Below are 13958 nucleotides of genomic sequence, written 5' to 3'. Positions count from 1 at the left end.
TGGCCGGAAAAGCCCGTGTATTTCACTGTAATCTAAGGCCGCGCATCGACCTATAATTCAGCGCTTTTACTGGCGGCTATTGGTCATTTTGTGTACCATTCCCGCCCTGTCTCTGGTCGCGCAATACCTATTAGCCAACTAAAAATAATGGTGGGAAAGGCCAGCTTCAGCTTTTTGATTTTGGGGGATGGAGCTCTGCTCCAGAATTAATGTTTGGTTATGGAATTTGTTGTCAGTAATTGGCGAGCATGGTGCTCGGGAATATCAGATCAATCGGATTGGCAGGGTTGGCGTAGAGGAGAAAAGCAGCTTGGTGGAAATAGCCAGGCGGATGTGTCTTTTCTTCCTGCAATGCAGCGCCGTCGGTTGAGTCCGCTGGCTAAAGCCGTTTTTAATACCGCTTTTCCGCTATTAGAGCAGGAAGATATTCCTTTACTGCTTTGCTCAGTGCATGGCGAAGCAATGAGGACTTATTCCTTGTTACAAGGCGTTGCAGCAAGTGAAGACCTATCGCCAACTGCATTTGGACTTTCTGTACACAACGCAATTGCAGGACAGTTCTCTATTGCCTGTAAAACCAGGTCTCCAGCACTTGCTTTAGCTGGGGGGGATTTTCCTATGCAGTCGGGTTTTATAGAGGCTGCTGGTCTACTCCAAGAGGGTGCTGAGGAATTGCTTTTAGTGTTCTGTGAAGAAACACTACCTGAGATTTACTATCCCAGCGCTGAGAGCTCAACATATATTTGCGCAACGGCTATGCGCTTGGCGAAACATAAATCTAGTGATACAGATATAAAACTATCGTTAACTGCCAGTGAATGTGCGGGAGCTGAGTCAGTATTTGCAGAGCCTGATTACCAGCTTCCGTTGATTAGATCTTTGATTGATCGCGAGGGGCGTATACCTGTTTCAGAGAGATGGGAGCTACAGATCAATGCCAGTTAACTTATTGCCGGCAAAGAAAAAAGACAAGTATTGGCTAAGGTTGGTCGCTACGGCGATAGCATTTAGCCTGTTCGGTATCGGTGGATTGATACTGCGGTTTGTTCTGTTCCCACCATTAAAGGTGATCTATCGGGACACAGAAGTTCGAAAATGCAAGGCTCGTTTGTGTATCCACAACGCTTTTCGATTGTTTATTGGCTTTATGCATATCACGGGTATCTACACCTATCAATTTCGTGATGAACAAAAGTTAGCTAAACCAGGCCAATTGATATTGGCAAATCATCCATCGCTTATTGATGTGGTATTTCTAATATCCCGAATACCGAATGCCAACTGTATTGTAAAAGCCAGTTTATTTAGAAACCCGTTTATGCGCGGCGCAGTAATGACTGCAGGCTATATACCTAATGATGACCCGGAACAGATTATCGAACTGGCTTCGAAATCACTACAAAAAGGGGAATCAGTAGTTCTCTTTCCAGAGGGAACTCGCTCTGTACCAGGACAACCGTTTAGGTTTCAGCGTGGGGCAGCCTACATGGCGTTACGCTCCGGGGTGACCCCAACTCTGGTAACAATACGGTGTAATCCACCGATGCTGATGAAAAATATTCCTTGGTACAGTATTCCTCTGAGTCGACCACATTTTCAATTCGATGTGAATGAATCAGAGAGTTTTATTCAAGTAAAAGAAAAAGATGAAACACCACAAGTAGCCCGAGAGGTTACTCAAGAATTAAAAGCATTTTTTACCGAGGAGTGTGCTGCGTGAAAGAGTTAGTTGAAGAGCTTAAAGTTCTGATTATTGATGTATTAAATCTGGAAGATATTACTCCAGAAGAAATCGTAGCAGATGAGCCCCTTTTTGGAGAGGGCTTGGGGCTGGATTCTATTGATGCACTAGAGTTAGGTCTTGCTCTGCAAAAAAAATACAACATATCAATAGATGCAGAAAGCGAAGATACAAAATCGCATTTTGCTAATGTGAATAGCCTGGCAAATTTTGTCAGCAGCAGTCGCGCATAATAGAGGTATTTATGTTGAATAGCAGAGAAGAAATTTTACCAAAATTGACCGAAATTCTGGTTGAGATGTTTGAGGTCGATGAGGCAGATATAACAGAAGAAGCCCACCTCTCTGATGATCTTGATATAGATAGTATTGATGCTGTGGACCTAATTGTTCGCTTGAAAGAAGTAACAGGAAAGAAAATTGCACCTGAAGAGTTCAAAAGTGTAAGAACTGTTGGAGATGTAGTTGGTGCAATTGAAAAGGTAATGGCAGAGAAGTGAGTCGATTCGCGCAGCTAATATTGGTCATTATTCTGACACTGTACCCTATGGCAATTTACTTTGGCATAGAATACTTGTCTTTAAGTAGTATTCTGTTACTGCTGTTGATAGTTGCGGTTTTAAGGGTATTGTTTGGCGGCGCGAATAAGGCAATTGGCACCAAGTTAATGGCTGTGGCCTTGGCTTTTGTTGTTGGGGTTTCCTGGTTAAGGGGCGACTCAAACGGACTTCTTTGGTATCCAGTTCTTTGTAATCTGATTCTATTTTCACTGTTTTTTTACAGTTTGAGTCAACCGCAAACATTAGTAGAACGGCTTGCTCGCCTTACGACTCCAGATTTACTAGCTGAAGGTGTCCTATATACACGAAAGGTTACCAAGGCATGGTGTCTATTCTTTTTAATTAATGGAAGCCTCGCACTGGCAACTGTTTTAAACGGCGATATGAAAGTCTGGACTCTTTACAATGGCCTTGTTTCATATGTGCTAATGGGAATTATGATGGGTAGTGAATGGCTACTGCGTCGTCGCGTCCAAAATAAGGTGTGAGTTAAGGTCGTGGACAAAGTACAGTTTGAACAGGTGTTTGGTTACTCGAATGACCAAGCAGTAGTTAGCTATTCAAGTCGTGGGGAAATTTCATTCGCACAATTTAAGCGTGAATTGGCATTTGTTGAGCGAAAGCTAAAAGAATCCCTAAACGAAGCTGGGATCAAAAAAGCTGCCATTTTCTGTGAAGATAGTTACGAGTTTAGTTTACTTTTTTTTGCCGCTATGTCTTGTTGTGAAGTCGTTGTTATTCCGGCAAATAACAAGCGATTTACCCAGCAAAAACTGGGTGAGCAAACCCTATTACTGGGCAGCTGGGAAGACAGCTCGGCATTTAGTATAAATATTCCGGATCAATATAGCGAAGAGCTTTTTGTTCCCAGTTATTTTGATGCTGGTATTCAATTATTCACATCAGGAACCAGTGGTGAACCACAAATCGTTGATAAAACCTTATATCAATTGCTCAATGAGGTTAAGGCCCATAATCTGAAGTGGTCATCCCGGGTGGTTAATACAACTACTTTGGCAACAGTAAGCCACCAGCATATATATGGCTTACTGTTTAAATTACTGTGGCCGCTAGCCAGCGGGCGTCGATTTGTTAGTAAGACTTATGTGGATATTGTGGGATTACTCCAAGACGCCCAGAAATGGGGGCCTGCCGTGTGGGTTGCAAGCCCTGCACAATTAAGCCGCCGTATTTCTTCCTGGCCATGGGAGTTAGGAAAGTCCTTAGTGGATATCTTTTCTTCTGGGGGGCCTTTACTGGAAGTAGATGCAAAGGCGATTGATCAGTTGTGTGGAATCCAGCCCATAGAGGTCTATGGAAGCACTGAAACCGGGGGGATTGCCTGGCGTAATCAATTGTGTCAGAAAAGTTGGAGTCCACTAAAAGGAGTGAACATTGCAAAAAATAGCGATGGGTTACTCAAAGTCTCTTCTCCGTGGTTACCCAAGGAGTTTATTTGTCAGGACAAAGTACAAATAAGTACAGACGGTATGTTCGAACTTAAGGGGCGGGCTGATCGCATTATTAAGATTGAAGAGAAAAGAATTTCTCTTACACAGGTTGAGTCCCTACTAGTTGGTAGCTCATATATTGTAAAAGCCAATGCACTTGTCCTGGAGCGTAAAAGAAAAGTAGTTGCCGCTGTTGCCACACTTACGGAATCCGGGAAAGAACTATTGCAAAAGAAAGGAAAGGCTTCTCTTGTTCGTAAACTTAGAGAAACCCTGGCCAAGGATCTTGATGGCGTGGCTGTGCCACGTTCTTGGCGTTTTGTTGATGAAATTCCCACTAACTTACAGGGAAAAATAACGAGAGACCTGCTAATGCAACTTTTTGATGAAATTCCGGCAGCAATGGTGCCACAGATTATTAGCAGCGAAATATTAGATAATACTCGTCAAGTTAATTTTACGGTTAATGACGATTTGCCTTGCTTGGATGGTCATTTTGAAGGCTCACCGGTAGTGCCGGGAGTGGTACAGCTGGATTGGGCTATGCATTTTGGCCGCCCACTTGTAAAAGCCGGCAGTACGTTTACCCAAATGGAAGTGATTAAATTTAAGCAGTTAATGATGCCCGGTGATGCTGTCACTTTATCTTTGGAGTTCAGCCAGGAAAAGAACAAATTAAATTATTCTTTTCGAAACACTCAAGATGGCAATATAGAATATAGCAGTGGTAGGTTGTGCTTCAGCCATGTCTAACTTTTGTTTTGTAATACCCGTTTATAATCATGAGGGGGCGATCGCACAGACGCTGGCATCTCTGGATGGCTTTAACCTGCCTTACATTCTGGTAGATGATGGCTGTGATAAACCCTGTAGAATTGAACTACAACGCTTAGAGCAGAGCTATGGTCCCCGGGTTCACTTGGTTGTTCGCCAGGCTAATGGTGGAAAAGGTGCTGCGGTAAAAAGTGGTCTGCGAGCTGCGAAAGAGCTTGGATATAGTCATGGAATTCAAGTCGATGCCGATGGTCAACACAGCCCCGCTGACATACCTCAATTCCTAGAGAAAAGCAGAAAGTGCCCTGATTCACTGATTTGTGGCTATCCGCAATACGATAAATCAGTACCTAAAGTTCGTTTGTGGGGACGCTATCTAACTCATGTATGGATCTGGATTAATACTCTTTCTCTGGAGATTAAGGATTCCATGTGTGGGCTGCGTTGTTATCCCTTATCTCGAACTGTAGATTTGTTAGATAACGAGTATACCGGTGATCGAATGGATTTTGATCCAGAGATCTTGGTACGGTGGTATTGGAGCAAAGGCGGTCTTAGCCAGGTACCTGTTAATGTGAGCTACCCAATAGATGGCGTTTCCCATTTCCGGGGATTTGAGGATAACTTCCTTATATCGGCAATGCACACCCGTCTATTTTTTGGCATGTTGGCCAGAACTCTGCGTATTTCGACAGTAGGGCGAAAAGCGTGAGTAATTTACACTGGTCAAAATACCGGGAACAAGGCTTTTTCCTGGGCATCAAGTTCTTATTCTGGTTGCATCACTGGTTGGGTCCGATTGCCTTTAAAGTTGCGGTATACCCGGTAGTTTTATGCTATTACCTAAAAAATCAGAGTGGCCGCAATTCGATCCGTGAGTACTTGGAATTATTCACCAAACGCTACCCATCTAGCGGTATAGAACCGAATTGGAAAACCGGATTTAGAATTTTTCTTAATTTTGCTAACAGCGCTAGAGAAAAGCTTGAAGCCTGGTTTGTGGGTATCCCGGATAGTCAGGTAAATTTCCCAAAAAGAGCGGGTCTTCACCAGTTGGCGGCTAGTGGCCAGGGTGGATTAATAATTGGCTCCCATCTCGGGAACCTGGAGGTTTGCAGAGCGCTTGGCAGCCTGACAAAGGTACGGGTAAATGTGCTAGTGCATACAAAGCATGCGGTGAAATTTAATCGCATGATGAAGATGCTCAATCCCCTGAGTCAAGTACGGCTTATCCAGGTGACAGAAGTAACTCCCGCTTTAGCGATGCGACTCTCCGAGGCTGTTGAGGCTGGGGAGCTGGTTGTTATTGTCGGTGATAGAACACCTATTAACTCTATGGGGCGCACCTGCGAGGCAGAATTCCTAGGGCGAAAAGCGCCTTTTCCCCAGGGGCCCTATATTCTTGCTGCGCTGCTCAAATGCCCGGTGTACACGCTTTTCTGTCTGCGCAGTACTTCCGGATACGATATTTATATGGAAAAACTCTGCGATCGCGTTGTGATGAAACGCGGTGACAGAGAGGGGCATATTCGCTCTCTTGTCGAGGAGTTTGCACGACGGTTGGAGCGCTATTGTCATATAGCACCTTTGCAATGGTATAACTTTTACCCGTTCTGGGATCAGCAAAAATGAATTCAGCAGTACTACAACGAACCCAAATAGTCTTTGATGGCACAGATCTATCTATTGATCAGGTAAACACCATTGCAGCTGGCCGTGGCGATATCTCTCTATCTGATGAAGAGGGCTTTGTCGCAAGGATAAATCGCGGTGCCGAGTTCCTGGATAGCCTTTGGCAGAAGGAAGGTGTGATCTACGGAGTAACCACTGGATATGGTGATTCCTGTACCGAAAGTATTCCAGCAGACCTGGTGGAAGAGTTACCTCATCGGTTATTTACCTTCCATGGTTGTGGAATGGGGGAAGTCTTTACTCTTGAGCAAAGTAGAGCGATTGTTGCTGCCCGGATTGCCAGCCTTGCAAAGGGCAGTTCAGGGGTCCGATATCGGCTGTTGCAGCAATTGGTTTTGTTACTTCAGAAAGACATTATTCCGGTAATTCCCCAAGAGGGTTCTGTGGGAGCCAGTGGCGACTTGACCCCACTGTCTTATGTTGCTGCGGTTTTGTGCGGGGAGCGCAAAGTTTGGTACCGAGGCCACCAGAGAGATACTGCTGAGGTATTCGATGAATTACAGATTGAGCCATTAAAGCTATATCCAAAAGAGGGTTTAGCAATAATGAATGGCACCGCCGCAATGACTGGCTTGGCGTGCTTAGCCTACAAACGGGCAGAGTATCTAGCACAGCTGAGTGCTCGTATTACCTCCATGATGAGCATTGCACTGGATGGCAATGCCTATCATTTCGATAGCGCGCTTTTTGCAGTGAAGCCTCACCCCGGTCAAAACCAAATTGCAAAGTGGATTCATGACGATCTCAATGTTGGTGCTGCTCCAAGACAAAATAGTCGATTGCAGGATCGCTATTCACTTCGGTGCGCTCCCCATGTAGTTGGTGTGTTACAGGACTCTCTGCCCTGGCTCCAGCAGTTTATTCATAACGAACTAAACAGTGCCAATGATAACCCGATCATTGATGGTGAAAACGAGAGGGTGCTTCATGGTGGGCACTTCTATGGTGGGCATATAGCCTTCGCCATGGATAGCCTGAAGAATGCGGTAGCAAACCTCTCTGATTTACTGGATCGACAAATAGCCCAACTGGTAGATGTTAAGTTCAATAATGGGCTCCCGGCAAACCTATCAGGTGTAACCGGGCCTCGAAGATCAATTAACCATGGCTTTAAGGCTGTTCAAATTGGTGCGAGTGCCTGGACTGCTGAAGCACTAAAGCAGACCATGCCCGCAAGTGTTTTTTCCAGATCAACGGAGTGTCATAACCAGGATAAGGTCAGTATGGGCACCATTGCTGCCAGGGACTGTATCAGGGTATTACAGTTAACGGAGCAAACAACCGCAGCGGCACTGATGGTTGCTTGGCAGGGCATTCAGCTTCGAGTTCGTAGTGGAGGAGTGGATTTGGAAAAATTATCTACCGCTCTTAATACCACAATCAAGCAGATAGGAGATGAATTTTCTTTTCTGGAGGAAGATAGAGAGCTTGAACTGCCATTGAGAAAATTCGTTTCGTTAATTCAGCAAAGACATTGGCGCTTATATGAAAACTAATAAACCTATGCGCCCTGAAAAATGGACGGCACAAGTTGAACTACAAATTCCTTTCCACGATGTGGATATGATGGAGATAGCTTGGCATGGGCATTATGCAAAGTACTTTGAAATAGCCCGATGTGCATTGTTTGATCAGTTGGAATATAACTACCAACAGATGAAGGAATCAGGTTTTGCCTGGCCGGTCATAGATTTGCGCGTACGATATGCAAAGCCTTTACGATTTCAGCAGTGGATTGTTATTCGCGCTGAGGTTTCAGAATATGAAAATCGATTTAAGATCAATTATACAATAACAGATAGAGATACCGGTGTACGCTTAACAAAAGGACATACCGTACAGGTAGCTGTCGAAATAAGCAGTGCCGAAATGCTGTTTGCATCGCCTCCAATTTTGCTGGAAAAATTGGGGGTAAATTAGTGATGACTGCCAAGCGTTTGGTTTTATTTTTTATTTGCTTTCTATTTTCCACAGTAACTTCTGCTTTGACTTCAGAGCAGCAGGCAGTTTTGCGGGAGATAGAGAAAAATATTGTGTCATCTCCACAGATGCTTGGCACTTTTTCCCAGACAAAGAGGCTGCCCCAGTTGCCCAGGCCTCTGGTTTCTTCAGGCATCCTGGCTATTTCTGAAGAGTTAGGATTAAGCTGGCGAATAGAGAATCCAATAGAATCCCATCGAATATTTAAGCTAGATGATGCTGATTCTGGGAATCGGGTCAATAGCAATATTGTAGGAAATCATGTGGCTGATCCTCTATTAAAGATTATCAGTGGTGATTTTAGCGAACTGGATCAGACTTTTACGGTGGGACCACAGATTGCAGAAGAGCAATGGAGAATTAACTTAATTCCCAAGCAAGAGGCTTTTAGAAAGGTTATTGAATCGATAGAGGTCGTGGGAGACAAAAAGATTCGGAAAATAGTACTAGCTGAAGCCAACATGGCAATTACTGAAATAGATATTTTAAATTTACATTCAGTTGAAGCTAATAACAGTCAACTGCTGAGTGAATTCTCAGAAGATAACCAGAAATAATCTCATGTCACGTCGAGTTGTTATTTGGCTTTCCTTTGTTAGTGTAATTATTGGGATAACTGTATTACGCTATCAATCCAGCTGGCTACAAACAGATATTTTGTTATTAGCTGATAATAACTCCGACTCGGTAAGTAGTGCTGGCATCCAGAAAAAAGTCAGTCAGCAATTACAGGGAAGTTTAATTTGGGTTTTAGTTTCTGAAGGAAAAGAATCACAACGTCTGGCCATGCATACCCAAGAGTTGGCGCAGAAACTAAAGGCCGCTAAATCTTTAGAGTCTGTTGAATATCGTTGGGCCGATTCTGAAAGCTATAAAGAGGAGTGGGAGCTGCTCTTTCCTCTGCGCCAACAGCTACTCAGCCCTGAAGATAGGGCGTTATTAGACGTTACGCCAGAGGAACTTATACAGCGTCAATTGAGTAAATTATACGGGCCTGACGGCGCTGGAATTGATTTGGAGAAAGATACTTTCTCAACTTTTCGCAATTACTTTACCGCAGATATTGGAATTACTCCACAAGTCTTTGATGGAATTCCGGTACATACAGAAGGACATAAAGTTTTTACCCTGCTTTATACGCTGGCCGCACCAGTTGATTTGACTGGAGAGAGCGATATATCACTTCTTTCTTTACAGTCAGAATTAAAGCAATGGGCTCAAAAAAATGGTTATTCGCTGCTGGTAGCTGGAGCCCCCCTGCATACAGAGTATGCTGCTGCTATGGCACAGGATGAAATACGCCTGATTGGCTCCCTTTCGATCCTTGCTATTTGCTGTCTATGTATTGTTGTCTTTCGCTCATTAAAACCTCTACTAGCCTGTACATTCGCAATTCTATGTGGCGTGGCCAGTGGTATATCTGGTGTTATTATTATTTTGGGCCAAATTCATATACTGGCTTTTGTATTTGGTACAACGGTTTCTGGATTGGCGATTGACTACGCATTTCACTTTATTTGTAATAGATTGAGGCTGGGCAAGCCAAAAGATAAGGATATATTACCTGGGCTATTGCTGGGCTTGATATCAAGCTGCTTGGCATTTTTCTCTCTTGCATTAACACCTTTTCCGCTTTTACAACAAATAGGGGTTTTTGTCGGCTGTGGTTTAATAGGGGCTTGGTTGACTGTGATCCTGCTATTCCCACGCTGGATTAATATTAAGCATAGGCCTTTATCGTTTTCCAGTCAGTTTCCTAAACTCAATATTAGGTACTACCTGTTTCCATTGGTTGGGCTGTTGATGTTTGGATCTGCGGCGCTTCAGAAAATTCAATTTAATGATGACCTAAAACTGTTTTACCAGCCTCCAGAATTTCTTACACAAGATGAAATAGAGCTAAATTCTCTGATTAAATCCCGGCCAGACTCCCGTTATTTTTTGGTTTTTGGTGAAGATGAACAACAGGTATTAACACGAGAATGGGAACTTAGAAATCAACTAGGCTATTTAGTAGAAAAGGAAATTATTAGTGGTTTTCAGGGGGTAACTAACCGGATACCTCCAAAAGAGGTTCAAGAAGCTGACTGGAAGTTATTGTCGAAGTTTTACAGTGGGGATGCTGTCAGGTCTTTTTATCAGCAATTGGGTTATTCTGAACAAGATATTAACCAGCAGTTAAGTTCTAAAATACAGCCATTCAATACCTTTAATTTCTCTGAATGGTTGCCAGTTGCAGGTCGGCAATATAAAGGACTATGGTTGGGTTGTGAAAATAATTACTGTTATTCTGTGGTACGTATTTATGGCTTAAAAGAAGATTTGTCATCTTTAGAGTTACTGCCTGGAGTAACCTATGTTGATACTACCAGAAGTATCTCTAATGTTATGTCACAACAGCGTGATCTGTTGCTGCAATTACTGCCATTAATATTCATTGTTGTATTTCTGGTAACTGCAACTAAAACAGGAATAAAACAAGCCTTAAGTATAGTTGCACTTCCATCCAGCGCAGTACTAGGCACCCTGGCGATAGTGATTTTACAGGGATCAGCAATTAATTTATTTCATGTTGCGGCTTTATTACTTGTCTTTGGTATTGGTATAGATTACGCAATATTTAGCCATACAAGCAGGAAGGCTGAGCAGCATTATACCCTGCTGGCGATAGCTATGGCTGGGTTAACAACTTTTTTAGGGTTTGGTTTGTTAGCATTGTCTGGCACACCGGCGATAGCAAATTTTGGGTTAGTCCTGGCTGTGGGCACAGTATTAACTTTGTTGTTGGCATTTTTATTTTTTTGTACACGGGGTAAGGGATATTAGCCAATGAAAGAAATTAAGTCTGACGTTGTTATTATTGGTGCCGGTCCTGCCGGAGCTATCGCAGGTGCGTTATTGGCTAAAAAAGGTTGGCAAGTTTCGATAGTTGAGCGGGAAGAATTTCCTCGCTTTTCTATTGGTGAAAGCCTACTGGCTCAATGTATCGAGTATCTTGAAAAAGCAGATATGTTAGAAGCTGTGAAATCAGCGGGCTTTCAATATAAAAATGGTGCTGCTTTTGAGTGGGATGGTGCTCGTACATCATTTGATTTCCGGGAGAAGTTCTCCCCTGGGCATGGCACCACCTTCCAGGTACAGCGAGCTAAGTTTGATAAAATCCTGGCTGATGAAGCAGAGCGCCAGGGTGTTAAGGTCTATTATCGCCATTCTGTAGTGTCAGTTGATATTGCTGAGAATAACGCAAAGTTAATTGCCGAGAATGACGGCGAAAACCTGGTTTTCCAGGCGCGCTTTGTATTGGATGCCAGTGGCTTTGGCAGAGTTTTACCGCGATTACTTGATCTCGATCGTCCGTCAGAGTTTCCTGTTCGAGAATCCGTATTTACACATGTTGAAGACAATATTGATGATAGCCATTTTGACCGGGATAAAATCTTAATCACTGTGCATCCCAGTGAGCGGGATATTTGGTACTGGTTGATTCCCTTTGCAGATGGAAGAGCTTCTATTGGGGTTGTAGGTGAGAAAGAAAAGATTTCGACCTGGGGGCAGGATCCGGAACAGATATTGAAAGGGGCTATTGCCTCCGCCCCCGAGTTGGCAAAAACTCTGCGCAATGCCAAATTCGATACAGAAATACAACGTATTCGCGGATATTCCAGTGATGTGACCAAACTGGCCGGCCCTGGTTTTGCGCTTTTGGGGAATGCCGGTGAATTTCTAGACCCGGTATTTTCATCCGGTGTTACCATTGCAATGAAATCTTCAGAGTTAGCAGTTGAGTGCCTGCATCGCCAGCTCTCAGGGGAAGCGGTTGATTGGGATGAAGAGTTTATTGAACCCCTGAAGCACGGTGTGGAAGTTTTTAAAACCTATGTCAAAGCTTGGTATGACGGTCGTTTCCAGGATGTAATTTTTTATCAAACCGACCAAAAAGAAATAAAAGGCATGATTTGCTCAATCTTGGCTGGTTATGCATGGGATAAAAAAAATCCGTTTGTTGCCGCTGCTGAGCGTCGATTGAATACGCTGGTAGAAATATGTTCCGCCAAGTAATACTGTTTTTGAGCTTTCTTACTCTGGTGGGGTGTATGTCCACAGGGGGGAGGAAAGAAGAGCTGCAAAGTTGGCCTTTGGCCCCGTTATTGAGCGAGGGACCGCGCCAGCTCAATCAACATTTACGCATTGTCTATCAAGGCGATGAGTATGAATTGATGGCGGCTACTTTCCACACTATGGAGAGTTTAAAGCTATCTCTTCTCAGCCCTGAAGGGATAAGCCTGCTGGATGTTACATACGATGGTAATGAGGTCAGCACCCATTACCACATGAGTAGAGCAGAGAGAGTGCCACCAGAGAAATTGCTGGCAGATATCCAGTTTGTATACTGGCCAATTGCCCAGCTTCGTGAAGTATTGCCCGTAGGCTGGAATTTGGACGAGGCTATTGTCGAGGGAATTTACACGCGAAAACTCTCACGCAATGGTGAAGTGAATTCAGTGGCTCGCTATAGCAGTAAAGATATTTGGAGGGCCCAAATTGAGCTGGAGCACAAACTACTGGGTTATAGGTTAAGCATTAGGAATTTCTAAGTATGAAAAATTTCTATCTTAATCATATGGGGATCATCTGCACTCTGGGAAATACTGCTGAGGCAGTAGCTAATTCCTTGTTCGGTGATGAGAGTTCTCATATGCAGGTCGATGAAACCTATTTGCCACAATACAGAGGGAATCTGGGTATTGTACAGGGGAAGCTGCCTGATTTACCGAGTTCGTTGCAAGATTACCACTGCCGCAATAACCAGCTGGCTATGGCTGTGCTGACTCAAATTGAAAGTGCAGTCGCTGAACTAATAGAAAAACATGGTGCGGGCCGAATTGGCGTTGTGATGGGAACCTCAACCTCGGGAATAGACTCAGGTGAGGCCTACTTAAGTGGTGAGAAAGAGACCGGATATAATTATCGGCTTCAACAGCAAATGGCTGGTTTAAGTACCTTTGTTGCGAAGTACCTGGGAATCCAAGGCGTTCAGCTCACCGTCTCCACAGCTTGCTCGTCCAGTGCCAATGCTTTTGCCTGTGCCCGGCGCCTTATATCAACCGGTACTTGTGATGCCGTTGTTGTTGGCGGTGTGGACTCCCTCTGTGGCATGACAGTCCGGGGTTTTCATAGCCTGGGGGCACTTAGTGCCGGCCAGACCAATCCTTTCAGCGTTAATCGGGATGGTATTAACCTCGGTGAAGCTGGAGCAATGTTTGTGCTTAGCAAAGAGCCTGGTCCTGTGGTTCTATCCGGTGTTGCTGCCACGTCTGATGCCCACCATATGTCGGCCCCAGACCCAGAAGGACGTGGTGCGGAAGCCTGTATGCGCGGGGCTCTGGAGAATGCTGGCTTGGATACCGCCGACATTGATTACCTGAATCTTCATGGTACGGGAACGCCACATAACGACTCTATGGAGGCTCTAGCCGTTGAAAGAGTGTTTGGAAGCAAGCTACCGTGTTCTTCCACAAAACCTCTCACCGGGCACACACTCGGTGCTGCAGGCGCTCTTGAAGCGGCTTTTTGTTGGCTTGCCTTACAATATGATCAATTTCCCCGCCATCAGTATGATGGCCACTATGATCCGGAGATAGTGCGACTGAACCTGTATCAAGGCCACGAGGCTCCTGGAAAATTGCGCTATGTAATGAGTAACTCTTTTGCCTTTGGTGGGAGTAATTGCTCGGTAATCTTGGGCAGTCAGAGGTAAAAT

15 protein-coding genes are annotated in these 13958 nt (G+C 44.3%); all 15 read left to right on the top strand.

Features of this window, described 5'->3' with window-relative positions; all coding sequences use genetic code 11:
* The first annotated feature begins 219 nt into the window (after window positions 1–219).
* The 15 genes from ACJJI3_RS16450 to ACJJI3_RS16380 are packed head-to-tail and all read left to right on the top strand — an operon-like array spanning window position 220 to window position 13955.
* Window positions 220–945, top strand: a complete 726-nt coding sequence (locus ACJJI3_RS16450) for a beta-ketoacyl synthase chain length factor (RefSeq protein ID WP_444906745.1) — start codon at window positions 220–222, stop codon at window positions 943–945.
* Window positions 935–1720: a lysophospholipid acyltransferase family protein gene (locus tag ACJJI3_RS16445; RefSeq protein ID WP_444911869.1), complete on the top strand. Its 786-nt coding sequence runs from the start codon at window positions 935–937 to the stop codon at window positions 1718–1720. The genes ACJJI3_RS16450 and ACJJI3_RS16445 overlap by 11 nt, the downstream gene beginning before the upstream one ends.
* Window positions 1717–1974: an ApeE family acyl carrier protein gene (locus ACJJI3_RS16440; protein WP_108731261.1), complete on the top strand. Its 258-nt coding sequence runs from the start codon at window positions 1717–1719 to the stop codon at window positions 1972–1974. Before ACJJI3_RS16445 ends, ACJJI3_RS16440 begins: the two co-directional genes overlap by 4 nt.
* Before the next feature lie 11 nt (window positions 1975–1985).
* Entirely contained in the window at window positions 1986–2240 is a 255-nt protein-coding gene (locus ACJJI3_RS16435) for an acyl carrier protein (protein ID WP_202862844.1), read from the top strand.
* Window positions 2241–2287: 47 nt separating this feature from the next.
* Window positions 2288–2788 carry a COG4648 family protein gene (locus ACJJI3_RS16430; RefSeq protein ID WP_444940308.1) on the top strand — a complete coding sequence of 167 codons (501 nt, stop codon included), beginning with the start codon at window positions 2288–2290 and terminating at the stop codon, window positions 2786–2788.
* A 9-nt stretch (window positions 2789–2797) separates the two neighbouring features.
* Entirely contained in the window at window positions 2798–4504 is a 1707-nt protein-coding gene (locus ACJJI3_RS16425; protein WP_444940307.1) for an ApeI family dehydratase, read from the top strand.
* A complete protein-coding gene (locus tag ACJJI3_RS16420) occupies window positions 4497–5237 on the top strand; it encodes a glycosyltransferase family 2 protein (RefSeq protein ID WP_444940306.1) in 741 nt (246 codons plus the stop codon). The genes ACJJI3_RS16425 and ACJJI3_RS16420 overlap by 8 nt, the downstream gene beginning before the upstream one ends.
* Window positions 5234–6157: a lysophospholipid acyltransferase family protein gene (locus ACJJI3_RS16415; RefSeq protein WP_282930481.1), complete on the top strand. Its 924-nt coding sequence runs from the start codon at window positions 5234–5236 to the stop codon at window positions 6155–6157. Before ACJJI3_RS16420 ends, ACJJI3_RS16415 begins: the two co-directional genes overlap by 4 nt.
* Window positions 6154–7713: an HAL/PAL/TAL family ammonia-lyase gene (locus ACJJI3_RS16410; protein WP_444940305.1), complete on the top strand. Its 1560-nt coding sequence runs from the start codon at window positions 6154–6156 to the stop codon at window positions 7711–7713. Before ACJJI3_RS16415 ends, ACJJI3_RS16410 begins: the two co-directional genes overlap by 4 nt.
* Entirely contained in the window at window positions 7703–8137 is a 435-nt protein-coding gene (locus ACJJI3_RS16405) for an acyl-CoA thioesterase (RefSeq protein WP_413663945.1), read from the top strand. Before ACJJI3_RS16410 ends, ACJJI3_RS16405 begins: the two co-directional genes overlap by 11 nt.
* Entirely contained in the window at window positions 8137–8754 is a 618-nt protein-coding gene (locus ACJJI3_RS16400) for a LolA family protein (RefSeq protein ID WP_444906737.1), read from the top strand. The genes ACJJI3_RS16405 and ACJJI3_RS16400 overlap by 1 nt, the downstream gene beginning before the upstream one ends.
* 4 nt (window positions 8755–8758) lie before the next feature.
* Complete coding sequence (locus ACJJI3_RS16395) at window positions 8759–11023, top strand: MMPL family transporter (RefSeq protein WP_444940304.1); 2265 nt, start codon at window positions 8759–8761, stop codon at window positions 11021–11023.
* A 3-nt stretch (window positions 11024–11026) separates the two neighbouring features.
* Window positions 11027–12256 (top strand): NAD(P)/FAD-dependent oxidoreductase, encoded by a 1230-nt coding sequence (locus tag ACJJI3_RS16390; protein WP_444940303.1) that lies wholly within the window; start codon window positions 11027–11029, stop codon window positions 12254–12256.
* A 35-nt stretch (window positions 12257–12291) separates the two neighbouring features.
* The gene (locus tag ACJJI3_RS16385) at window positions 12292–12792 is read left to right on the top strand and encodes an ApeN family LolB-like membrane protein (protein WP_444906734.1); all 501 of its coding nucleotides are present in this window, start codon (window positions 12292–12294) and stop codon (window positions 12790–12792) included.
* A 2-nt stretch (window positions 12793–12794) separates the two neighbouring features.
* Window positions 12795–13955, top strand: coding sequence for a beta-ketoacyl-ACP synthase (locus tag ACJJI3_RS16380; protein WP_444940302.1), 1161 nt, complete (start codon window positions 12795–12797; stop codon window positions 13953–13955).
* Window positions 13956–13958 lie beyond the last annotated feature (3 nt).

The sequence above is a fragment of the Microbulbifer maximicatervae (SeqCode) genome, from assembly GCF_052466985.1.
This window is presented reverse-complemented; position numbering and strand designations above follow the sequence as displayed.